This is a genomic window from Phocaeicola sp. ICN-14070 (genome assembly GCF_037892625.1).
Taxonomy (GTDB): domain Bacteria; phylum Bacteroidota; class Bacteroidia; order Bacteroidales; family Bacteroidaceae; genus Phocaeicola; species Phocaeicola plebeius.
This window is the reverse complement of the sequence record NZ_JBBKBF010000007.1, coordinates 24,624-49,175: the sequence shown is the minus strand read 5'-3', so window position 1 is coordinate 49,175 and position 24,552 is coordinate 24,624. Positions and strand designations below refer to the sequence as shown.

Sequence of the window (24,552 nt, the reverse complement as noted above, 5' to 3'; positions counted from 1 at the left end):
GGTATGAACAATAAAGGTGCATTGCCGTGTGGGGCAATACACCTTTATAGAGGATAGAATTAATTTTTCATTAGAAAGTAAGTCTTACACCCACCTGGCAGTGCCAGCGTGAGCCGATATCACTCTTCTTGATTTCAGCTTTGTTATATGAGTAATAAGCCTTTCCGTCTTTGAAGTATTCCAAAGTAACCGGTGACAAGTTGAATGCCGAATCATAGCTTGCTCCCCATTTCTTGTTCAGCATGTTGGCAAAGTTGATGATGTCAACAGTGAATTCCAGTTTACCTACGCCCTGTACATTGTAAATATGCTGTGCCAAGTGCAAGTCAATCTGGTGTTCCCATTTGCTCAAGTTCGAGTTGCGTTCAGCAAACTGACCTCTGTGATTCTTGGCGTAGCTATCGTTTTCAAGCCACTGTTTGAAAGCTGCACGGCTTTCTTCGGCATTCATTTTCAATGTGTTGCCTTTTGAGTCTACGCTGGTGAAGAGCATTTCGTTCAATTCCTTTTCAGTCGGGATGTATAGCAGCGAGTTACCATATTGTCCGTCACTATTGAAGTCAGATTTTTCGTTCATCGTCAAACTGTAGCGGCTTCCAGAGAATCCGTTATAGATAACAGCGATGGTAGTGCTGGTCCATCCGTTCCAGTACTTCGGACTGTTATAAGAAGCCTGAAGCATCACGCGGTGAGGAACATCAAACTTAGAGAAACTAACTTCGTCCTTTGAGTTGGTATCTACGGAGTAGTTGTACTTCCAGTTTGAATTAGCTACTGAGCTGGTACCGTCGTTAACCGATTTGGCATGTCCGAAGGTGTAAGAAGCCGACAGGTCAAGACCGAAGTTGAACTTCTTTTCCAACAAAGCAGATAAAGCATAGGTATATCCCTTGTTGGTATTTCTTAAGTTGATGATAGTCCAATAGTCACTTTTTTCTTTGCTATAGCGAGGAGCGGCAGAAGCTTCTACACCCGGAATCGCATATACTTTTTCTCCGTTGTTAGTCAGAGCCAAGTTTTCAAAGAACACATTGTTCATAGTCTTTGAGTACACCCCTTCCAAGGTCAGTTTTACATCACCCGGCAACATTTGTTCAACTGCCAGGTTAGCACGGAATACTTGCGGATATTTAAAGTCTTTATCTACGGTTACGATGTCAGGACTTAAAGCTCCATTGGCTGAGTTAGCAGCTCCCATCGGATCTTTAGCATATTCTCCTAATGAAGGAACTTTATTCTTTTTAACATTGATAGTTGTACCTTTGCTTTCCATACCTGTGTTGGTGAAAGCATTTGATAACCATACGAAAGGCACACGTCCGGTAAAGATACCTACTCCACCACGAATCAAGGTCTTGTGAGAATCGTTGGTATACCAGCGGAAACCTACACGCGGTGAGAACAATACTTTCGCACTCGGATTTTCACCTACGCGTACACCGAAGCCTTGCTGAGCAGCGTATTCATTGAATTTAGGATTTTCGGTTGGGTCATTGAATACCACCGGAATATCGATACGCAAGCCGTAAGTCAGGTTGAAGTTGGTAGTTACATCCCATTTATCCTGTGCATAGAAACCGAACTGACCTGATTTCATAACCGGAGCCCACTGTGTATCACCACCGGTAAGTTTTGGATCGGTGTATTTGTAAGTGTACTCGTAAGGCTTATCGTTCATGAAGTCATTCAAGTCTGTATAGTACCATGAACCGTTTACTGCCTGAATGAACAAGTTCTTCATGCGGTAAATTTCATTGTGTGTACCGAAGGTCAAGGTATGGTTGCCTAAGTACCAAGACAAGTTGTCTTCAAAGGTATAAATGTCCTGATCCAGGTAGTTGGCACCTGATGAGAACTCAGTACCGATATTAACAGTGTTTGTTGTTTTTTGGTCCCCTCCTAAGATGTTCTTAATCTGTACGGTAGGACCTTGGTAAGCTACATCACGGTGGTCGCGGATGAAGCTGGCAGAAGCACGCAATTCATTATACAGATTCTGTCCCAAGTGAGAAGTCAATTCGGCTACGATGGCATTGGTCTTGTTGTTCATGCGGTAGCCACTGTTTCCGAAAGTATAAGTAGATGACTTCAAGCCAGAGTTGTCATCGTATGAATTGTTGTGCTGGTAACGCAAAGCCAACTTGTGATCTTTGTTGATGTTCCAGTCGATACGAGCCAACAAACCGAATGATTTGCTTTCTACATCACGCTGGTTATAAACTTCATCGAAGCCTGTCAGCTTCTTGTATTGGTCAGCAATCTGTTTAGCTACATCATTGGTAATATAGCTGTCTGTATATCCCGGATAGATGCTTGAAGGATAAGATTCTTTCTTCGCTTCTGCACTTACGAAGTAGAACAGTTTATCTTTGATGATGGCACCACCCAATGTTCCACCGAAGGTACGGGTAAACTGCTGGTTCAGCGGTGACTTTTCATAGTCACGCACCGCACTGTATTTACCATACATGTTGTGGTTGTTGAAGTAAGTGTAAGCCGAACCGTGAGTAGTGTTGGTTCCCTGCTTGGTAATGGCGTTGATACCACCGCCGGTAAATCCGCTCTGACGTACGTCGAACGGAGCCACTACCACCTGGATTTCCTGGATTGCATCCATAGAAATAGGGTTGGCACCTGTCTGACCGCCGTTAGTTCCAGATGCAGACAAACCAAACACGTCGTTACTTACTGTACCGTCAATCTGGAAGCTGTTGTAACGGTTGTTTGAACCGGCGAATGTGATACCTCCGTTCTTTGAAGTCATGGCCATCGGCATGTTCTTCACGATGTCGTACACGTTACGGTCGACTGTCGGAGTGCTTTCAATTTTTTGAGTAGAGAAGTTCTGTGAAGCTCCTGCATTTGCGTTTGCATCGGCTACGACTACAACTTCATCCAATAATTCTGCACTGGGTTTCATGTCTACATTCAGATTGAACGTGTTACCCAGTTCAAGGGAAATGCCCGTGTAAGCCATTTTGTTGTAGCCTACATAAGAAACTTCAATTTTGTAGGGACCGCCTGTACGCATACCTTGGATGGTGTAACGTCCATCTACGTTTGTCACTGCACCGTAGAGAGTTCCTGACGGTTCGTGGATAGCTACCACTGTAGCACCGATAACCGGGGCTTTGGTTTCATCTAAAACTTTTCCGCTGATAGCAGAAGTCGTTACCTGAGCATTTGCGCTGACAGCCATGGCTGAAACGACCAATGCGGAATACAGGAATTTGGAATGATGTACCATAAATTTTTAATTAAATTGTAAATCTATTTTCGCGTTTTAATTCGCTTAATACTTTGTAGTTAAGTTCGTTGATTCTTTTTGTATTATTCCTCTTTTTCTGTTGCAAAGTTAAAAAATCTTTTCAGCGAATAATTGGAGAGTGGACGATTTAACAAATTAGGCTGTAAATAATTAACTTTTTTATTTTACAATAGAAGTAAATTTATTTCTGGAGTAGAATGTTTGGGGCTGATTTTGTGTGACTTGCATCGTTGTAACTGAACGTAATATATTTGTAGCTTTTGAGTTCAAAGGAGGCGAATTGAACAAGGTTATTGTATGAATCCTGAATTTATTTTCATTTTGCTTAGTGGTTGACTTTATTATGGACATTTGTTTTTTTGTCTATTTTTGCAGAATGAAAGTAAGAGTTTATCAATATGAAACAGAAATTGGAAGAGAATAATGGAATTCCGGCTTCGTTACTGTGGATACTGGCCATTATATCAGGACTTTCAGTGGCAAATTTGTATTATAATCAGCCGTTACTGAATCGTATCAGTGAGGATTTGGGTATTTCGGAGTTTACAGCTAACCTGATACCTATGACCACACAGATTGGGTATGCGCTGGGATTGTTGTTTATTATCCCTTTGGGGGATTTGTACAAGCGGAAGAATATCATTGTTATTAACTTTCTCTTGTTGTCGGTGGCAACTTGTAGCATTGCCATGTCTGTGAATGTGTTTTACATCCTGCTGGCTTCGCTGGTGACAGGAATTTGTTCGGTCATGCCGCAGATTTTTATTCCGATTGCTGCACAGTTCTCACTGCCACAGAATAAAGCACGTAACGTGGGGATGATGGTCAGCGGTCTGCTGACAGGAATTTTAGGCTCACGGGTAATCAGTGGTTTTGTAGGAGAATATTGGGGATGGCGTACGATGTATTATATTGCAGCCGTCATCATGTTGCTTTGTATTTTTGTGGTAGTTCGGGTGTTGCCGGATATGCCGCTAAATTTCAAAGGTACGTACAAAGGACTGATGAAATCGCTTTTTACGCTGTATCGGGACAATTCTACTATCCGTTTGGTTTCTGCACGGGCCGGACTTTGTTTTGGTAGTTTTCTGGCGTTGTGGGCGTGCCTGGCCTTTAAGTTGAGTGGAGAACCGTTTTATGCAGGAAATAACATCATCGGCATGTTGGGACTGTGTGGAGTGGCCGGTGCGTTGACAGCTTCTTTTGTTGGGAGTCTGGTACATAAGTTTGGAGTGCGGTTCTTTACTTTTGTTGGTTGTTCGCTCATCATTGCAGCCTGGATAATCATGTTTATTTTCCAGAATTCTTATTTAGGTTTTATTGTGGGAATTATTGTGGGAATTATTGTGATAGATATCGGTATGCAATGTGTGCAGATAGGTAACCAAACCTGTGCGTTGTCGCAGGCTCCCAAGGCGACCAACCGGGTGAATACCATCTTTATGACGACTTATTTTGTGGGTGGCTCACTGGGAACCTTTCTGGCCGGTACATTCTGGCACGCTTGGGGCTGGACCGGAGTGGTATGTGTAGGAATCGGCCTGACACTGATTTCACTGCTTGTGACGCTTTTTACTCGAAACTGATTATTCAACGAATATATATGAAAAAGAATGTGATTTATTTGAACGACTGGCTGGCTATTCATCCGTATACGACAGTTTGTTCTTCAGATACGTTTTTTGTGGAGTTGGCCAACAAACTTTATGCGGCATGTCATTTGGAGGAATTGCCTGAGACGTTTCGCAAGAATTTAAGTTTGTATGTGGCGGCTTATCTGGAAGACATCATTTCCGGCCTGGGATTGTGGCAAGGATTTGCCACTGCTCATGCCCGTTTATATGGCAGGTGCCTTCCATTCTATCCCACGGGAACAGATTATATAAAAGGAGAGGTAAACCTGGAGGACGTACGTTTCATTATCTGGAATACATGGCAAAAGGCTCCTTACTCGCATGGGTATGTGAATCCGCTGGATACCTCAATCTTAAAACTGGCACAGGCTTTTCTGCCTTTACTGGAGGAAGCTTATGAGGTGGCTCCGGAGAATGAGTTGCTGAAGGATTATTTTGCCGGCTATGCAGATGAAAAAGAGGCTGACCGGAATTTGTCATGGCTTTTCGGGCACACTTACCTTACGGAACCTTCTATGCTGCCTTATATTGAACGGGTGGCACCGGATGACCGTTTTATTATCCCTACGGGTCCTTTGGCGTTGTTCCTTCACGAATGGATTGAGTTGTTGGCTGGTAAGCAGGCGGCGTGCTGGAAATCGTTTCCTCGTCTGTATCAGGAGGAAAAGGAAATGCCGGAAAGTATTCTGCAGAAGAATGCGGAGATTTATCGTCTATTTACCTTGTGGACTGGCGGACGGAAAATTATTTATCTCAATGGCTATGCGTCATTGAAACGCTTTCTGGTAGAGATTCTGCAGTGGCCGGATGATGAGAATCACACCTTGCCGCAGATGAAGAATTGCCGGAACTTTGTGTTGATGGTGGATGAACAGAAAGGACTCTTACTGGCAAAGGATGTGTGTGAATACATCGCTGACACGGAAAATCCTTATTACGATCAGGAAGAGGCTTCGCAAAATGCATTCCGTATGTTGACGGAAGAGATGCTTTGCCCACCTGATTTACTGCATTATTGCATTGAGAAAAACTTGCTGCCCGATGCAGAATTGCCTGAAGTAGGAGAGAAGATGCTGGTGAAACTGAATGCGGACTTTATTGCACGGCATTCATTACTGTATTATTATCGTGGCGATTGATTTTGTCGAGTATATATCATAAAAAAAGCACGAACCGAAATTCGTGCTTTTTTTATGTTATGATGGATATAGATTAGCAAACTTTGTGTGAACCGTCGCTGATAACTACATCGTATACTTTCGGGCTGCGACCGAATTTTTCTTTGAAGCGTTCTTTTGCTGTAGAAATGAATGTTTCGTACAATTCATTCTTAACCAGGTTGATGGTACATCCACCGAATCCACCGCCCATTACGCGTGAACCAGTAACTCCACAGTCAAAAGCAATATCGTTCAGGAAGTCGAGCTCTTCGCAGCTTACTTCATACAGTTTGCTCATACCATGGTGAGTTTCATACATTTTCTGTCCTACTGTTTCGTAGTCGCCTCTTTCCAATGCATCGCATACGTCGAGTACACGCTGGATTTCTTCGATTACATATTCAGCACGCATGTAGTCTTCTTCAGAAACTTCAGCTTTTACTTCGTTCAGCATATCCATTGTGCAGTCTCTCAGGAATTCTACAGTCGGGTGATTCTTCTTGATAGCAGCTACAACAGCTTCGCAGCTCTGACGGCGTTTGTTGTATGCAGAAGATGCCAGTTCATGTTTTACTACAGAGTCAACCAATACCAAACGGTATCCGTCCGGTCTGAATGGGAAGTACTGGTATTCCAGTGAGCGGCAGTCCAAACGAATCAGGTGACCTTCTTTACCGAATACAGAAGCAAATTGGTCCATGATACCGCAGTTTACTCCACAGTAGTTGTGTTCTGTAGCCTGACCTACTTTAGCCAGTTCGAATTTATCAATTTTGTTGTCGCCGAACAAATCGTTCAATGCGTATGCGTATGTAGATTCCAATGCTGCAGAAGAAGACATACCTGCACCCAGAGGTACATCACCTGCAAATGCAGTATTAAAGCCTTTTACGTCAACTCCGCGTTTGATCATTTCACGGCAAACACCAAAGATATAACGTGCCCAGCTTGCTTTCGGAGCATCTTCTTCGTTCAATCCGAATTCTACGTAATCTTTTAAGTCGATAGAATAAGCGCAAACTTTATCTTTTCCGTTCGGTTTGATTTCAGCTACCATACCTTTGTCTACAGCTCCCGGGAATACAAAACCTCCATTGTAGTCAGTGTGCTCACCAATCAGGTTGATTCGTCCCGGAGAAGTATATACTGAGCCTGTTGTACCGTCGAAATGCTTGATAAAGCGGCTTCTTACAAATTCTATGTCCATAATGATAAAAATTAAAGGTTAATAAATTCTGGTATATAAACAAGAAAGGATGAAGAATGAATCCATCCTTCATCCTTATGTCTTTTTTTATTCAGTCGGAATGTCTTTGTTCACATTCTTGCATCCGATCAACGCATAGAACAACAAGTATGCCAATGCGGCTGCAATTACGATAAAGCTGTTCAGGTAACCTGCTGAGTCGGCTACTCCACCTTGTAACAACGGAAGCAATCCACCACCGCAAACCATTACCATGAAGATTCCGGAAGCAGCTTCTGTGTATTTACCCAGTCCTTCTACAGCCAGGTTGAAGATACCACCCCACATGATTGAAGTACAGAGTCCGCAGAGTGCCATACACATTACGCTGACAGGAACAGCTTCCAGTCCGAATGACAGGCTAGCTCCGCTTTTGAATACCGGCATGTTGACTACGCTGCTCAACGGAGTTACGAAAGCAATACCAATCAAAATCAATCCGAGAATAGAAGCTACGGTCAACATGGCTTTACTACTGAACTGAGCTCCGAGTGAAGCACCAATCAGACGACCGATAAGCATCAGGAACCAGTAAGTTCCTACGATAGAACCTGCAATGGCCGGATCGATACCCAGACCACCTTCATTCACTTGTGCAGTCATAAACAAGTTTGCAAAGTGAGGAACACCTACTTCAATACCTACGTAAACGAAGATGGCAATAGTTCCTAACTTGAAGTGACGGAAAGACAACGGACTGTGTTCGCCTTTGCTCTTGTTTGCCTTAGACAAGCTTGGTTCAGGGATTGCCATGAAGAAAAGTACCAGGAACGCGATGGCGAAGATAGCCATGGCAATGTAAAGTGCCGGCAAAGCCTTAGCGATAGTACGTTCTTCTACGTTGGCACCCATCAGGTAACCTACCAATACCGGAACGATAGTAGCTGACAAAGAGTTCAGTGAACCACCAGTTTGGATAAGCTGGTTTCCTTTCTTGCCGCCGCCACCCAAAGTGTTCAGCATCGGGTTAACCACTGTGTTCAGCATACACATAGAGAAACCAGAGATGAAGGCTCCAGCCAAATATACAGAGAATCCGCCTTTAGAGGCCAATGCCTGAATACCTACACCAATGAATCCTACAGCAATAGCAATCAATGCTGTTTTCTTGTATCCGATTTTCTGTAAAAGAAGTCCCGAAGGAATACCCATAAATGCGTATGCAATGAAGTTCGCAGCGAATCCGAGTGTAGCTTCCAGATTGGTAGCTCCAAATTCACTCTGTACGATAACTCCGAATGGAGCCGGCAAACCGGTTACGAAAGAAATCATAGCAAACAATGCGAACATCATTACTATGGGTAACAAATAGCTTTTTTGTTGTTGTGACATGTTGTTTAAAGGTGTTAGTTTGTTATAGGTTAATTAAAGAATTAGATTTTTATTTTTCAACTCCGAACTTATAGATAGTTACCTGATGGTAGGTATCTTCCGGTTTCAGTACGACTGACGGGAAGTGTCCTTTGTTGGGTGAGTCAGGGAAGTGCTGTGCTTCAAAGCAGATGGCGCTTCTTGCCGGGAATGTAGCACCGTGGTATCCAGTGAAACCATTGTGCCAGTTGGCTGTGTATACTTGTACCCCCGGCTCTGTAGTATAAACTTCCAGTGAACGTCCGCTTTCCGGTTCTACGCATTTAGCCGCAAATACCAAAGCTTCCGTTTCGCGTTTGTTCAGCACGTAGCAATGGTCGTATCCGGCTCCGTTGATGAGCTGCTGGAACGGTTCATTGATACGGCTTCCCACTGTGTGCGGTGTACGGAAGTCCATCGGAGTACCTTCTACCTTCAATATTTCTCCTGTAGGGATAGATACTTCGTCTATTGGAATATAAAAATCTGCGTTGATTGTGACGATGTTATTGTCTACGGTCGGAGTTGGATTGTTCAAACCTGCCAGGCTGAAAAATGCGTGGTTTGTCAGGTTGATAATGGTCTTCTTGTCGCAGTTGGCTACGTAAGTGATGACCAGTTCGTTTTGTCCTGTCAGCGTATAAGTAACTGTGACATCCAGATTGCCTGGGAAACCTTCTTCCCCATCTTTAGAGAGATAGTGCAGCGTTACGCTATGTTCATCTTCCTGTTTGGCATCCCATACACGGGCATGGAAACCAGTCGGACCTCCATGCAGGGAGTTAGGACCATTATTGATGGTCAAATTATGTTCTTGTCCGTTCATCAGGAAACTGCCTTTCGCAATACGGTTGCCATAGCGTCCGATTAATGTACTCAGGAAAGGTTCGTGACTATTGATTACATTGTCGATACTGTCATGTCCCTGTACCACATTGGCCAGTTTACCGTTTTTGTCCGGTACCATCACAGTTAAGATTGCTCCCCCATAGTTTGTAATTGCTACTTCGGCACCTTGCTGGTTAGAAAGAATAAACAAATCTGTCTCTTTGCCGTCTACAATTTTTTGAAAATCTGCTCTTTTTAAGCCACTTAAATTATTTTCTTTGTAAAATGTGTTGTTCATATTATTAAAATCTTTTAGTTCACACATTATTTTGTTGTGCAAATAAAAAGATTTTCTTCAATATACCCAAACATTTCCGAAGAAAGAACGTTCTTTAATTGTTTAAAGAAAGTAAATCGGCCACAATAAAACTGCTTCCTCCCACAAAAATAAGATCGTCCGGCTGGGCCTGTTCCTTGGCTGCTTCGAAGGCTTCTTTCACATGGGGGTAGGCTTCTCCGTGCAAATTGAAGGTCTCGGCCAGTGCTTTCATCTGCTGGTAGGGAAGAGCTCGTTTCACGCTGGCTTGCGTGAAATAATATCGTGCATCTTTAGGCAACATGGACAATACGCCACTCACATCCTTATCGTTCACCATGCCGATGACAATATGTAAGGTTTTATAAGTCTGATGTCTGAGTTGTTCGGTAATGTATTGCATGCCTCCCGTATTGTGTCCGGTATCGCAGATAATGGTCGGTTTCTCACCTAATTTCTGCCAGCGTCCCATCAGACCGGTTAGTTCGCAGACATGAAGGAAGCCTTCACGCACATTCTCTTCTGACAGATTATACCCTGCATGACGAAGCTGGCGGATAGCTGAGAGTAGGGTATTGGTGTTCTTTAGCTGGCATAAGCCTCCCAGTTCACCCTCCAGTTGAGGGTAATCAGCTGTTTGGTAGACGTAATGCATCGCTTCGTTGCGGGTCGCATGGATGAGCAGGCGTTCGTCTTCGGCAAATACAATGGGCGCTCCTACGGCAGTTGCCTTAGCTTGGAAGACAGGGCGGGTTTCGGGGGTGGTTTCACCGATTACAACCGGAGTACCTTCTTTAATGATGCCTGCCTTTTCTGAAGCAATTTTTTCCAGGGTATTGCCTAAAAACTGTACATGGTCGAAACTAATGTTGGTAATGACACACAGGTCGGGCTGAATGATGTTGGTGCAGTCCAGTCTTCCTCCAAGGCCAACCTCTATAACGGCTACATCCACCTGATGTTCAGCGAAATAAGTGAATGCCATGGCGGTGGTCAGTTCAAAGAAAGAAGGGTGGAGCGGTTCGAAGAAAGCACAGTGCTTTTCTACAAAATCGATGACAAATTCCTGGCTTACCGGAGTACCGTTTACGCGGATACGCTCACGGAAATCCACTAGATGAGGAGAAGTATAAAGTCCGGTTTTATAGCCTGCAGCCTGTAGAATGGCAGCCAATGTATGCGAACAAGAACCTTTCCCGTTGGTTCCTGCCACGTGAATCGTATGGAATTTGCGGTGAGGGTGATGGAAGTAGTCATCCAGCGCATACGTGTTGTCTAACCCCTCTTTGTAGGCATCTTTGCCCACTTGCTGAAACAGAGGGGCACTATTATATAAGTAGGTAAGTGTTTCCTGATAATTCATGATTTCTGCTTTTTAAAAACAGCTGCAAATATCATCATTTTTATCAGGATAACCTATCTTTTTACGATTTCATTTACCAGTAAGCCCCTTGTGGATACTTGATTCCTTCCACTCCGATACTAATGGAGCTGCTTTCATTAAACTTGAAATTGATCATTCCTCCAATCCGGTCGGGAGCGAAATTAGGCATGGGATAGTAATAGGGTGAACGTTTCGGCATGAGCGACTTGTTGCCATAGGCATACAGACTGATACGCTCGTTGACTTTAAACGCAGCAATGCCAGTAATTCCTACATTACGGTAGTTGATGCCCCCCCAGTTGAAGTTGCTGGCATACAATCCGCCTGCTACGCTGAAACGCTTGTTCAACGGTACGGCGTACAAGAATGCGGCATCCTGACCGAAACCCACTCCGGAAGGAGCGTATTTGCTCGGACTGAAAGTGACACTCATGCCGATGGACGCATTGAATCCTTTATGCAGCTCCCAGGTGGCATAGCCGTAATTGAACGGAGTAATGCCATACATATCGAAGGGAGAGTATAGGTAATGCTGCGGAACAGGAGCGGGTAGGGGTACACTGAGTGTATCCTTAGCCATGAGCTGTTCTGCATGCAATGTCGTGGAAAGGGAGGCGGAAGGAAGCGACTTCGGATTTTCTGTCTGTGCCCAAACGAGTAACGGACAGAACAATGTCAGCAGCAAGATATATTTTTTCATGACTTTCATTTTTTTTGTTACTTCAAAAATACAAAAAATGTCACTGCTATTTAGGCTGTTATCTCTTTTTAGTTTTGGTTTAAATTTTATTTGGATAAAAAAGACGGTGTGGACTGGGCAGAATCTGAAATGTCTTGTTCTCTTTTCAGTACTTCTTCGGAGGTACTGGGAAAAGGCTTCTGGCCGAAATCGGCGACTTGCAGGAATCGTGTTTAAATGCAGAAAGGACTGACTCCACCTGTAGGGGAGACAGTCCTTTCTTGTATCTGAAAAGCAGTTGCTTAATCGAATAAACTTCTGAATTTCTTGAAGATTTTTTCTTTCAGGCTTGTATTTGGCTTGAAGTTCTCTGCTTCCTGCCATTTTTCCAGTGCCTGACGCTCTTCTTTTGTCAACGTTTCCGGAATGTAGACGCTGATATTTACCAGCAAGTCGCCTGTACCGGTGTTGTAGCCGTAGCTGTTGATGTTGGGCAGACCTTTGCCGCGTAAGCGAAGTACTTTACCCGGCTGTGTGCCAGACTCAATCTTGATTTTTGCCTTTCCATCGATGGTCGGAATTTCTACCGTACCTCCTAATGCTGCGGTTGGTACGCTCAGCAGAAGGTTGTAGATCAAGTCACTTTCGTCACGGATGAGCTCCGGATGCTTTTCTTCCTCAATCAATACCAGCAAGTCGCCCGGTACCCCGTTGTGCTTTCCGGCATTACCTTTTCCGTTGATGGTCACCTGCATGCCTTCAGCCACGCCGGCCGGAATCTTCACGGTTACCACTTCTTCACCGTAAACCACTCCTTCACCGTTGCATTCTTTACACTTGTTCTTGATGATTTTACCTTCACCGCCGCACTGCGGACATACAGACTGTGTCTGCATCATGCCGAAAATGCTCTGCTGTGTGCGAGTTACGCTACCCGTTCCGTGACAGGTAGGACAAGTTTCTGTACCTCCGTCACCTTCCGCTCCTGTACCATGGCAGTGGCTGCATTCTACGTATTTCTTCAGTTTGAATTTCTTTTCAACCCCAGTTGAAATCTCCTTCAGGTTCAGTTTGACCTTTACGCGCAAGTCAGAACCACGGAATTTCCGCTGACGTGACTGGCCTCCGCCACCAAATCCGCTGCTGAATCCGCCGAATCCTCCGTGTCCGCCGAAAATATCGCCGAACATAGAGAAAATATCGTCCATAGACATGCCTTGGCCACCAAATCCGCCAAAGCCACTTCCACCTCCGGCTGCACCGTCTACGCCGGCAAAACCGAACTGGTCATAGCGTGAACGCTTGTCCGGGTTGCTCAATACTTCGTAAGCCTCTGCGGCTTCCTTGAACTTCTCTTCCGCTTCCTTATCACCCGGGTTGCGGTCCGGATGATATTGGATGGCCTTCTTTCGGTAGGCCTTCTTTATTTCGTCTGCCGTGGCTGTTTTGGCAACCCCCAGCACTTCATAATAATCTCTTTTCGCCATGACTATACCTGTTTATTATTGGGCAACCACCACTTTTGCATGGCGGATGACTTTTTCGTTCAGTTTATATCCGGTTTGTACACAATCCAAGACCTTGCCTTTCTGTTCTTCGCTTGGAGCAGGTACCAAAGCCACAGCTTCATGGAAGTCAGTATCGAATGCTTCGCCCACAGGTTCCATCTTTTCCAAGCCTTCCTGATGCAGGTTCTTCAGGAACTTCTGATAAATCAGTTCCACTCCCTCGTAAATGGCTTTCACGTCTTCTGCCTTCTGCATGTTCTGCAGTGCACGTTCCAAGTCGTCCAGAATCGGCAGGATAGCATTGATGGCCTTTTCTCCTCCGTTTTTGATTAATTCGGCTTTTTCCTTTAAGGTACGTTTGCGGAAGTTGTCGAATTCAGCAGACAGACGCAGGTATTTGTCTTTCTGCTCGTCGATGACTTTCTGAGCTTCTTCCAGTTCTTTTCCCAACTTTTCTTCTGCGGTCAGTTCCTTTTCTTCTGAAGAGGCATTTTCCTGTGCTTCTGATGCTTCGGAAGTCGTTTGTTCATTCTCGGTAGCTTCTTGTGACTGCTTTTTCAATTCTTCTTCCACGTTCGGATTTTTATTTTCGTTGTTCATATCTTAATGGTTTTTATTTTCGTTTGAATAGTTTTCTTTCCCTTCCAACAAATTTCGTGCCTTAATGGCAGTTTTATTCAAATTGGCTGCAAAAATAATAAAAAACTGCCACACTGACATAGAAAAGACGAAGATTACACGTGCACTCCCGGTTTTGGCATTTCATCATTCTGATAGGTTAGTTCAACCCTTGATTTGTCAGCTTCGTACGTTTGTTGGGTTTTTATCGGGCGGTGTGAGGTAATTTTGTTTCCATCATCAATCAATACACAAGAAAATGTTTAAGAAAATAGTCCGTTTTTCAATTCGAAAAAAACTGTTTGTCGTGCTGACAACCTTGTTTTTAATGATTGGGGGCATTTATTCAATGCTGACATTGCCCATCGATGCAGTGCCCGACATTACCAATAATCAGGTACAGATTGTTACCGTGTCGCCCACTTTGGCCCCGCAGGAGGTGGAACAGTTGATTACTTTTCCGATAGAAGTGGCCATGAGCAACATCATGAATGTGGAGGAAATTCGTTCCGTTCCCGTTTCGGCTTGTCGCTGGTGACCGTGGTGTTTAAGGAAAGTGTGCCCACGCTGGATGCCCGTCAGCTGGTGAATGAGCAGATACAAACCGTGGCCGGAGAAATACCTTCGGAGTTGGGTGTGCCGGAGATGATGCCCATTACCACCGGTTTGGGTGAAATCTACCAGTATGTACTGAAAGTAGCTCCTGGGTATGAAGACAAGTATGATGCCATGGAGTTGCGTACCATTCAAGACTGGATTGTGAAAAGACAGCTTTCGGGTATTCCGGGTATTGTGGAAATCAACAGTTTCGGAGGATACCTGAAGCAATATGAAGTGGCTGTCGACCCGGATACTTTGTATTCGCTCAATATCACCATCAGCGATGTGTACGATGCATTGAGCCGCAACAACCAGAATACCGGAGGTAGTTATATAGAAAAGGTAAACCGTGCGTATTACATCCGACTTTGGTATTGTGGTAGACGGTTCCATTGTGATATTGGAAGGAATTCTGGCACATATCTACGGTCGTCGGTTGATGGGACGTACCCTCAGCAAAGAAGAAATGGATGCAGAGGTGGAGAAAGGAGCTGGCAATGTCGTACGAAGCGCCACGTTTGCCGTTTTGATTATTCTGATTGTGTTCTTCCCTATATTGACTTTGACCGGAATCGAAGGAAAATACTTTACGCCGATGGCCAAGACGCTGGTGTTCTGTATTATCGGTGCTTTGCTGCTGTCGCTGACTTATGTGCCGATGATGGCTTCCTTGCTCCTGAAGCGTACGGTATCGGTAAAACCGACATTGGCCGACCGCTTTTTTGAGAAATTGAACCGTGTATATCGCCGTACACTGGACTTCTGCCTTTCGCATGTATGGGGTACGCTGGTGTCAGCCTTTACCTTATTAATACTCTCGTTCTTCCTGTTTACCCGCTTGGGCGCCGAGTTTATTCCAACTCTTGACGAAGGTGACTTTGCCATGCAGATGACGCTTCCGGCAGGTAGTTCATTGAGCCGCAGCATCGAGGTGTCGCTTGAGGCTGAAAAGAAACTGAAGCAGGATTTCCCGGAAATCAAGCATGTGGTCGCCAAGATTGGTACTGCAGAGGTCCCGACCGACCCGATGGCGGTAGAGGATGCTGATGTGATGATTGTGATGAAGCCTTTCAGCGAATGGACATCGGCCGGCAGTCGGGCAGAGATGGTAGAGAAGATGAAGAAGTCATTGGAAACAGTAGAAGGGACAGAATTCAACTTCAGCCAGCGTTTCAATGAGTTGATGACGGGTGCCAAAGCCGACATTGCTATCAAACTGTATGGAGAGGATATGACTGAGTTGTATGCCAAGGCCAAAGAAGCTGCGAAATTTGTGGAACAGGTGCCTGGAGCTGCTGATGTGTTGGTGGAGCAGACCATGGGACTTCCGCAATTGTTGGTGAAGTATGACCGCTCTAAAATAGCCCGTTCCGGAACTGATGTTACGGAAACTGCCACCCATGGCTCTGCAGTTATTGGTGGAGAATGCCGTGAAGCACAATGAAATCAGTAACCGCCGTCCGCTGACAGTGTCTGTGATAGCCGAAGGTGACACGGTGGAGGTGAGTAATCCGCTTCAGCCCAAACGGGGAGGGAAGACTTTGATTATAGAAGATGAGAAAGCGGCTTTGCGTAACTTGAAGGCCGTGATGCAGGAAGTGGACACCGATTTTGAAATCGTCGGCGAAGTGGACAGTATTTTCGACGGGGTGGAGTGGTTTCGCACGCATCCCATGCCGGAGCCGGTGTTTATGGACATCCATCTGGCAGACGGCTCAGCCTTCGACATCTGTGCGCAGGTAGACATTACGTGCCCCATCATCTTTACTACGGCCTGCGATGAATATGCCTTGCGCGCCTTTAAGGTGAACAGTGTGGCCTATCTGCTCAAGCCCATCAGCCGGACTGATTTGCGGGAGGCCATGTACAAACTGGAATTGCTGGGCGGACAGGTGAAGGAAGAAAAACAGCCTGACTTGTCGGCCATCATCCGTAGCTTGAAAAAGGAAGAGAATTACAAGACGCATTTTCTGGTGCCGGTGAAGGGGGATAAACTTCTGCCCGTATCGGTGGAGGCCATCCAGTATTTCTATATTTCCAACGGGCTGGTCAAGGCGGTAGACAGTGAGGGAAAAGAATTTGTCTTCTCCCAGTCGCTCGACGAACTGGCCGAGCAATTGAATCCGCACGATTTCTTCCGGGCCAACCGACAGTTTATCGTGTCGCGAAAGGCCGTATCCGACATCAGCCTGTGGTTCAACGGACGGCTGGCCATCAACCTGAAAGTGCCGGTGCCCGAGAAAATCATCATCAGCAAGGCCAAGGCTTCGGAATTGAAGGACTGGTTCTGATTTCGTAAGGTGTGCGGTACTTGTCAATCTGAAATGAAACCTCCTCTTCTCCTTTATACTGTATCTCATATTTTTATATTATCTTTGTGCCATAATTCAAAAAAGGTAGAAAAAACAGATGATAACAGTTTCAAATGTAGCCGTTCAATTTGGTAAAAGAGTGTTGTATAATGACGTGAACCTGAAGTTCACGAATGGTAATATCTATGGTATTATCGGAGCCAATGGTGCCGGTAAGTCTACGTTCCTGAAAGTGATTTCAGGCGAGCTGGACCCTACTAAGGGTAGCATTACCCTGGGACCGGGCGAACGTCTTTCGGTGTTGAGCCAGGACCACTTTAAGTTTGATGCCCACACGGTGCTCGATACCGTACTGATGGGACACACCATCCTTTGGGACATCATGAAGCAGCGCGAGGCTCTGTATGCCAAGGAAGATTTTACCGATGAAGACGGTATCAAGGCAGCCGAACTGGAAGAAAAGTTTGCCGAATTGGAAGGCTGGAATGCCGAGAGCGATGCAGCTATCCTGCTGAGCGGGCTGGGCATAAAAGAAGACAAGCACTACACGCTGATGGGTGATTTGAGTGGTAAGGAAAAGGTGCGCGTGATGCTGGCACAGGCGCTTTTCGGAAATCCGGACAACCTGTTGCTCGACGAGCCGACCAATGACCTGGATATGGATACGGTGACCTGGCTCGAAGAATACCTTTCTAACTTTGAACATACCGTGCTGGTGGTAAGCCACGACCGTCACTTCCTTGACTCTGTATGTACGCATACGGTGGACATCGACTTCGGCAAGGTGAACCTCTTTGCCGGTAACTATAGCTTCTGGTATGAATCCAGCCAGCTGGCTCTCCGTCAGCAGCAGAACCAGAAGGCCAAGGCAGAAGAAAAACGTAAGGAACTGGAAGAATTTATCCGTCGTTTCTCTGCCAATGTAGCGAAATCCAAGCAGACTACCAGCCGTAAGAAGATGCTGGAGAAACTGAATGTGGATGAAATCAAGCCGTCTTCTCGTAAATATCCGGGTATCATCTTTACGATGGACCGTGAACCGGGTAACCAGATTTTGGAGGTTTCCGGACTGCGTGCCGAAACGGAAGAAGGAACAGTGCTTTTCAATGATGTGAACTTCAACGTGGAGAAGGGCGACAAGATTGTCTTCCTGAGCCGCGACCCGCGTGCCATGACGGCCTTGTTTGAGATTATCAACGGACACCGTAAAGCACAGGCCGGACACTATAACTGGGGAGTAACCATTACTACGGCTTACTTGCCGCTGGATAATACGGATTATTTCAACTGCGACCTGAACCTGGTAGACTGGTTGAGTCAGTACGGTCAGGGCAATGAAGTGGAGATGAAAGGCTTCCTCGGCCGTATGTTGTTCTCCGGTGAAGAGGTGATGAAGAAAGTCAGCGTGCTGTCGGGAGGTGAGAAGATGCGTTGTATGATTGCCCGCATGCAGTTACGTAATGCCAACTGTCTGATTCTGGATACTCCGACCAACCACCTGGACTTGGAATCTATTCAGGCGTTCAACAACAACCTGAAGATTTACAAGGGAAATGTGCTCTTTGCCTCACACGACCATGAGTTCATCGAAACCGTGGCCAACCGTATCATCGAGCTGACTCCGAACGGAATCATCGATAAGATGATGAGCTACGACGAGTATATTTCATCCGACCATATCAAGGAAATGCGTGCCCGTATGTACGGCGATAAATAAGACTCAAAAAACGCCTTTGCGTTTGGAAGAAAACGTAAGTACGTTTTATCCGAAACGCAAGGACGTTTTGATCAAAACGCTTAGGCGTTTTACTTAAAGCGCAAGTACGTTTTTGTGGAAACGCACTTGCGTTTTTTTTCTGTTCGTCAGGACTCCTTTGGGATATTATGAAAATATAGGTATAATCTTCAAATTATCAGTTAGTTATTATGGGCTCAACGTGGTTCGTCTGGTAGCCATGTTCACTGTAGTATGCTGCCATTCGGCAGACCCGTTTAACTTCTATCCGGGAGAACCTCCGGCCAATATTGCGGAAATCAAGTGGTGGGGTGCCGTGTACAGTTCCTTACTTCGTCCGTGTGTGCCTTTGTTTGTGATGATTACAGGAGCCTTGCTGTTGCCGGTAAAAGGGGAGGTGGCTCCGTTCTATCGTAAACGCATCGGGCGTGTGTTCTGGCCTTTCCTTATTTGGTCGGTCATTTACAATCTTTTCCCATGGATTACAGGGTTGATGGGAGTCGCTCCGGAAGTTATTCTTGATTTTTTCCCGTATTCGGGTGAGGAAGTGATGCGCCAGTCGCTCGATGTATCGTTGGGATACATTGCACAGATGCCGTTCAACTTCTCTTTGCTGGACGTGCACATGTGGTACATTTATCTGCTTATCGGGCTGTATCTGTACATGCCGGTATTTTCTGCCTGGGTGGAAAAAGCCAGTCGGAAAGCACAGCGGTGGTTCCTTGTGGCTTGGGGTGTGACGCTTTTCGTTCCTTATTACAGAGAATTTGTAGGGCCTTACATTTGGGGTTCCTGTTCCTGGAACGAGTTTTATATGCTCTATATGTTTGCAGGATTCAACGGTTATCTGCTGTTAGGACATTATCTCCGTCACACGGAATGGAGTCTGGCAAAAACACTGGGATGGGGAATCCCCATGTTTGTCGTAGGTTTCTGTGTCACGTTCTTCGGTTTCCGTCACATGACCGCATCACCCGACTGCACGGAAGAACAGCTCGAACTTTTCTTCTATTATTGTTCACCGAACGTGGTGCTGATAACCATTCCGTTGTTCATGCTTTGCAAGAAAGTCCGAGTAAATAGTCAGCCAATACAGAAAGCCCTTGCCAATCTGACGGTATGCGGTTTTGGAGTGTATATGATTCATTATTTCTTCACCGGTCCGAGCGTAGTGCTGGCCCGTATGTGTCACGTGCCTGTCGGATTGCAGATACCGTTTGCTGCGGTAGTTGCTTTCCTTGTATCATGGGGACTGGTGATTTTGCTTCGCCGGTTGACTGGAAAGTATGCCCGTTATGTGGTAGGGTGAGGGAGTTTATTTCAAAAACTCCCCGCCGAAAGATAAGGGTAATAAATCTTTGGTTCCGTCTATCTCGTAAATCGCTTTTTCTCCATATAGCAAAATACGCATAGGCTGCTGGTAGCGCTGTTCAGTTTCCAGTAATACCTGCCGGCAGGCTCCACAAGGAGGAATCGGTGTATCGAGATAGCCAGATTCACTTCGGGCGGCGATGGCTAGTGTCAGCACAGGCTGGTCGGGATACTGGGAATTGGCATAAAACAGTGTAGTGCGTTCGGCACATAAACCGGAAGGGTAGGCCGCGTTCTCCTGATTCGTGCCCGTCACAATCACCCCGTTCTTCAGCAGGGCAGCGGCACCGACTGAGAATTTGGAGTAAGGCGCATAACTGCGTGAGGTGGCTTCTTTGGCTTTGTCCATCAGTTCACGGTCTTGTGGGGTAAGTTCATCGTATTGCAAGGAGTAGATACGAATTTCAAGTTTGATTTCTTTCATGGCTTTTGTTTTTGTAGTTGGTAAACAAATATAAGTAAAAAAATGCTTTTCTCCCTGTTTTTCTGTATTTTTAAGTGTTTGCCCGTAAGCTTCTGTGGTGAATCGTTTATCTTTGTACGTTAAACGGTAAAGAAGAACTGCATGAAATCATTGAAATATATTTTGGTGTGCTGTCTGGCAGGGATGGCACTCTCTTTGGGAGCAGCTCAGCGCAAGAATAAGGCGTACGAAGATTACATCCGGCAGTATCATAAAATTGCAGTGGAGGAGATGAAGCGTTATCATATTCCGGCTAGTATCACGCTGGCACAGGGACTGCTGGAGTCAGGAGCCGGACGAAGTGAACTGGCTCGCAAGTCGAACAACCATTTCGGTATCAAATGTGGACGGAGCTGGGACGGACGGACAGTACGTGCCGATGATGATGCGCCGAATGAGTGTTTCCGGGCTTATCGTCATGCCAAGGATTCGTATCGTGATCATTCCAAATTCTTGCGTACGGGAGCACGTTATGCCTTTTTGTTTCGTTTGAAGATTACGGATTACAAGGGATGGGCACGTGGCTTGAAGAAGGCAGGTTATGCCACTGACCCGCGTTATGCTGATCGTCTGATAAATATTATTGAGTTGTACGATTTGGATCGCTATGATAGTAAGAAAGGGTTAGAATGGGCAGAAGAATTTCCTAATCCGCATCAGCCGTATTTGGCTAATGATATGGTGTACATTATCGCCCGTCGGGGGGATACGTTTGAGAAACTATCGGATGAATTGGGCATCAGCAAAAAGAAACTGCGCACTTACAACGAACTGCCGAAGGACTACCAGTTCATGGGAGGAGAAATTGTGTATCTGGAGAAGAAACGTCGTCGGGCGACAAAGGAATACATTGTGTACGTGGTGCGTCAGGGAGATTCCATGTATTCTATTTCCCAGAAATTCGGTATCCGTTTGAAAAATCTGTATAAATTGAATAAGATGGAGCCAGATTCACCGGCTCCGAAAGTAGGCGATATTCTGCGGTTGAGATAACCGGTTTATTCGTGGTGGTAAGGGCCGTTGTTCAGAATGGTCATGGCCCGGTAAAGCTGTTCTACGAAGATAAGCCGTATCATCTGGTGCGAAAATGTCATTTGGGAAAGGGAAATCTTTTCCTGGGCAGCCTGATAGACGGAAGGAGAGAATCCGTAAGGTCCGCCTATGATGAACACCAGCCGCTTGTTTACGGTATGCATTTTCCGCTCTATCCAGTTGGCAAACTCGATGGAGCGGAATTCTTTTCCATGTTCGTCAAGTAGTACCACTACATCGCCCGGTTGCAAGGCTTTCAGAATGGCTTCACCTTCTTTTTCTTTTTGCTGGTCCATGCTGAGGCTCTTGGTGTTTTTGAGTTCAGGAATTACTTCCATATCGAATGAAGCGTAATGTTTCACACGTTCCACATAGTCAGCAATGGCCGTGATGTAATGTTTCTCTACTGTCTTACCTACAACTAAAAGTACAAATTTCATTGAAGTCTCTGTTTTTGGATATTGATGAAAAATTAGGATTTACGGGCTGCAAAGTATACACCTCCCAATACCAGACCGACGCCTGCCACGGCAAACACCGTAAGCTGTTCTTCAAGAATGAGTGAAGCGGCTATGGTGGTGAACAGGGGATTCAAATAAAGATAATTGGAGGACTGAATGGCACCGAGTTGCTTTAATACGATGTTCCATGCGACAAAGCAGATGAGTGAGGCCAGTACTGCCAGAAACAAAAGGTTAGCCCATATTACCGGGTTAGCAAATCCGGATAGTGGAAATTGGAAAGGATGTACGAGAAAGGTCGGAAGTCCGGTCAGTATCCCGTAAAAAAATACCTTTCGGGTGATGAATACAGCCGGATAGCGTCCTGATAGTTTACGGATAATCAGGCTGTAAATGGCCCACGACAAGCCTGCGCATAGTGTAAGAAAATCACCTAACGGGGAAAGTTTCAATACAAAGCTGCCATTGAAGATGAGCAGGGCAACTCCTAACAGTGCGATTACCGAACCGGCCATCAGTTGTTTGCTGGCTTTCTCCTTCCGATCGGTAAGTAAAGATAGGGCCGTTGTGAGCAGGGGAGTCATGCAGATAATAAAGGCCACGTTGGTGGTTTGAGTCAGGCTGAGTGCTGTATTTTCCGTCAGGAAATAGAGGGCCCCTCCTGTCAATCCGGTAGCAAGAAAAAGCAGTTCGTCTTTCCAACTGTTGGCCAGCAGCTTGTGTGGAGAAATACTCCAGATACCCAGGTAGGCGATGAGGAAGCGGAGAAAAAAGATTTCATGAGGTGAAAGTCCGTTTTCGATTAGCACTTTCGTCGAAATAAAAGTAGTTCCCCAAACACCTACTGTCAGTATAGCTAGCAAATGATATTTGCCTGTGGGATATTGTGTACAAAATGATAATGACATAAATAATCTCAGATTGGGAAAAGTCAAAATACTTGTCGGATAATTGTGTTGCAAAAGTACGAATAAAATTCTACCTTTGCCAATGCTAGAATTTTAAAAAGTAGAAAGACAATGGATGAAAAAGTAGTAAAAGATTTGATAGACCGTTTGATAGATTTGTCATTTGCAGAAGACATCGGTGATGGTGACCATACTACACTGTCGTGTATTCCGGCAGACGCCATGGGAAAATCAAAACTTTTGATAAAGGAAGAAGGTATCCTGGCTGGTATTGAAGTGGCCAAAGAAGTATTTCATCGTTTTGACCCGGAAATGAAGGTGGAAGTATTCATTCAAGATGGTACGCACGTAAAACCGGGTGATGTGGCCATGGTGGTAGAAGGAAAGATTCAGTCTTTGCTTCAGACTGAACGTCTGATGCTGAACATCATGCAGCGTATGAGCGGTATTGCTACCATGACAAACAAGTATGTGGAACGTCTGAAAGGAACGAAGACTCGGGTACTTGATACGCGTAAGACAACTCCGGGCATGCGTATCCTTGAAAAGATGGCGGTGAAGATCGGTGGAGGAGTAAACCATCGTATCGGATTGTTCGACATGATTCTGTTGAAAGATAATCACGTGGATTTTGCCGGAGGTATTGACAAGGCGATTACTCGTGCCAAGGAATACTGCAAGGCAAAAGGAAAGGACTTGAAGATTGAAATTGAAGTGCGCAACTTCGATGAGCTGCAGCAGGTACTCGACCTGGGTGGAGTAGACCGTATCATGCTGGATAACTTTACTCCGGAAAATACACGCAAGGCTGTGGAAATGGTAGGCGGACGCGTGGAACTGGAGTCATCGGGTGGTATTACCTTCGATACTTTGCGTGACTATGCAGAATGTGGAGTGGATTACATCTCTGTTGGTGCCCTGACGCATTCTGTAAAAGGTCTTGACATGAGTTTCAAGGCTTGCTAAGATGGAAAAGCATGTGAAGCAAGTCACTTGTTGAAGAAGAATCTACCAAATGAAAATAAGAAGAGTGATGAAAAAAAGTGTTTTATGGAGAAGTGTGCTGGTACTGGCATTGTGTATTGCCGGAACAGCCAATGGAATGGCTCAGGACCTGAAATCAATTCTTTCGGGTGTAGCCAATGCGGTAGCGAATAAGGTAACGGGTGAAAGTGCTTCATTGACAGGTACGTGGACTTATGCGGGTCCCGATTGTAAATTTGAAAGTGATAACCTGTTAGCCAAGGCTGGTGGTGAAGTCGCCACTAAGCAAGTAGAGGAAAAAATGAGTGGAGTGTTGGAAAAACTGGGCTTCAAAGAGGGGGCGACTTATACTTTCAATGAAGACAGTACGTATACCTCTGTGATTGGCGGAAAAACAGTTAATGGAACTTATAGCTACAATGCAGATACCAAGGAACTGACGATGAAAACTCGTTTAGGACTGAAGGTAAATGCGACAGTTTCGAAAGGTCTTACAGGAAATGCCATGAGTCTGCTGTTTAAGGCAGACAAATTGATGTCTCTGGCACAGACCATTACAGGAGCTGTAGCAAGCAAGTCGTCTAATTCTGCGGTGAGTACGGCTAGTTCGCTGTTAAGCCAGTATGATGGGCTGCAACTGGGTGTGGAGCTTAAGAAACAGTAATTTCACGTTTGCGTAACCAATACAAAGAAGC

General features: G+C 45.3%; 19 protein-coding genes and 1 pseudogene. 9 read left to right on the top strand and 11 right to left on the bottom strand.

The genetic code is table 11. The features are described 5' to 3' along the window. Positions 1-70: 70 nt before the first annotated feature. Entirely contained in the window at positions 71-3,247 is a 3,177-nt protein-coding gene (locus WKT20_RS03625) for a TonB-dependent receptor (RefSeq protein ID WP_340416847.1), read from the bottom strand. A 419-nt stretch (positions 3,248-3,666) separates the two neighbouring features. Between WKT20_RS03625 and WKT20_RS03620 the strand changes: the two genes are divergently transcribed. Next, on the top strand, positions 3,667-4,854 hold the full coding sequence (locus WKT20_RS03620; protein WP_340416846.1) for an MFS transporter: 1,188 nt from the start codon (positions 3,667-3,669) through the stop codon (positions 4,852-4,854). Positions 4,855-4,871: 17 nt separating this feature from the next. Continuing rightward, entirely contained in the window at positions 4,872-6,041 is a 1,170-nt protein-coding gene (locus tag WKT20_RS03615; protein ID WP_118163210.1) for a DUF3843 family protein, read from the top strand. Between the two features lie 73 nt (positions 6,042-6,114). On the opposite strand, the gene galK is transcribed toward WKT20_RS03615, so the two are convergent. The 7 genes from galK to grpE all read right to left on the bottom strand — a co-directional run bounded on the left by galK (position 6,115) and on the right by grpE (position 13,973). Then, positions 6,115-7,269, bottom strand: a complete 1,155-nt coding sequence (gene galK / locus WKT20_RS03610; protein ID WP_007561668.1) for a galactokinase — start codon at positions 7,267-7,269, stop codon at positions 6,115-6,117. 87 nt (positions 7,270-7,356) lie between these two features. Next, positions 7,357-8,640 carry an MFS transporter gene (locus tag WKT20_RS03605; RefSeq protein WP_007561670.1) on the bottom strand — a complete coding sequence of 428 codons (1,284 nt, stop codon included), beginning with the start codon at positions 8,638-8,640 and terminating at the stop codon, positions 7,357-7,359. A gap of 49 nt (positions 8,641-8,689) precedes the next feature. Beyond that, positions 8,690-9,784, bottom strand: a complete 1,095-nt coding sequence (locus WKT20_RS03600; protein WP_117700654.1) for an aldose epimerase family protein — start codon at positions 9,782-9,784, stop codon at positions 8,690-8,692. 94 nt (positions 9,785-9,878) lie between these two features. Continuing rightward, positions 9,879-11,165, bottom strand: a complete 1,287-nt coding sequence (locus WKT20_RS03595) for a bifunctional folylpolyglutamate synthase/dihydrofolate synthase (RefSeq protein WP_340416845.1) — start codon at positions 11,163-11,165, stop codon at positions 9,879-9,881. A gap of 73 nt (positions 11,166-11,238) precedes the next feature. Continuing rightward, the gene (locus WKT20_RS03590) at positions 11,239-11,886 is read right to left on the bottom strand and encodes a hypothetical protein (RefSeq protein ID WP_302462542.1); all 648 of its coding nucleotides are present in this window, start codon (positions 11,884-11,886) and stop codon (positions 11,239-11,241) included. Between the two features lie 281 nt (positions 11,887-12,167). Beyond that, positions 12,168-13,352, bottom strand: coding sequence for a molecular chaperone DnaJ (gene dnaJ / locus WKT20_RS03585; RefSeq protein WP_340416844.1), 1,185 nt, complete (start codon positions 13,350-13,352; stop codon positions 12,168-12,170). Positions 13,353-13,367: 15 nt separating this feature from the next. Continuing rightward, positions 13,368-13,973, bottom strand: a complete 606-nt coding sequence (gene grpE / locus WKT20_RS03580; protein WP_117700559.1) for a nucleotide exchange factor GrpE — start codon at positions 13,971-13,973, stop codon at positions 13,368-13,370. Positions 13,974-14,250: 277 nt separating this feature from the next. Here grpE and WKT20_RS03575 point away from each other — a divergent pair. From WKT20_RS03575 to WKT20_RS03560, 4 genes and pseudogenes are all read left to right on the top strand, one after another. Then, positions 14,251-16,017, top strand: a pseudogene (locus WKT20_RS03575) (efflux RND transporter permease subunit); the annotation flags it as partial. Next, positions 15,992-16,882, top strand: a complete 891-nt coding sequence (locus WKT20_RS03570) for a LytR/AlgR family response regulator transcription factor (protein WP_259323498.1) — start codon at positions 15,992-15,994, stop codon at positions 16,880-16,882. The pseudogene WKT20_RS03575 and the gene WKT20_RS03570, both read left to right, overlap by 26 nt. A gap of 118 nt (positions 16,883-17,000) precedes the next feature. After that, a complete protein-coding gene (locus WKT20_RS03565) occupies positions 17,001-18,620 on the top strand; it encodes an ABC-F family ATP-binding cassette domain-containing protein (RefSeq protein ID WP_007561688.1) in 1,620 nt (539 codons plus the stop codon). A gap of 175 nt (positions 18,621-18,795) precedes the next feature. Continuing rightward, a complete protein-coding gene (locus WKT20_RS03560; protein WP_340416862.1) occupies positions 18,796-19,947 on the top strand; it encodes an acyltransferase in 1,152 nt (383 codons plus the stop codon). Between the two features lie 6 nt (positions 19,948-19,953). Here WKT20_RS03560 and WKT20_RS03555 read toward each other — a convergent pair whose 3' ends face one another. After that, entirely contained in the window at positions 19,954-20,433 is a 480-nt protein-coding gene (locus WKT20_RS03555) for a cytidine deaminase (RefSeq protein WP_117700561.1), read from the bottom strand. Positions 20,434-20,574: 141 nt separating this feature from the next. Between WKT20_RS03555 and WKT20_RS03550 the strand changes: the two genes are divergently transcribed. Further along, a complete protein-coding gene (locus WKT20_RS03550; protein WP_117700562.1) occupies positions 20,575-21,465 on the top strand; it encodes a glucosaminidase domain-containing protein in 891 nt (296 codons plus the stop codon). A gap of 5 nt (positions 21,466-21,470) precedes the next feature. Here the strand turns inward: WKT20_RS03550 and rlmH are convergent, their stop codons facing one another. After that, the gene (gene rlmH, locus WKT20_RS03545) at positions 21,471-21,944 is read right to left on the bottom strand and encodes a 23S rRNA (pseudouridine(1915)-N(3))-methyltransferase RlmH (RefSeq protein WP_340416843.1); all 474 of its coding nucleotides are present in this window, start codon (positions 21,942-21,944) and stop codon (positions 21,471-21,473) included. A 32-nt stretch (positions 21,945-21,976) separates the two neighbouring features. Then, positions 21,977-22,873, bottom strand: coding sequence for a DMT family transporter (locus tag WKT20_RS03540; protein WP_118243837.1), 897 nt, complete (start codon positions 22,871-22,873; stop codon positions 21,977-21,979). A gap of 111 nt (positions 22,874-22,984) precedes the next feature. Between WKT20_RS03540 and nadC the strand changes: the two genes are divergently transcribed. Continuing rightward, a complete protein-coding gene (gene nadC, locus WKT20_RS03535; protein WP_007561694.1) occupies positions 22,985-23,839 on the top strand; it encodes a carboxylating nicotinate-nucleotide diphosphorylase in 855 nt (284 codons plus the stop codon). A gap of 67 nt (positions 23,840-23,906) precedes the next feature. Further along, entirely contained in the window at positions 23,907-24,521 is a 615-nt protein-coding gene (locus WKT20_RS03530; RefSeq protein WP_340416842.1) for a DUF4923 family protein, read from the top strand. Positions 24,522-24,552 lie beyond the last annotated feature (31 nt).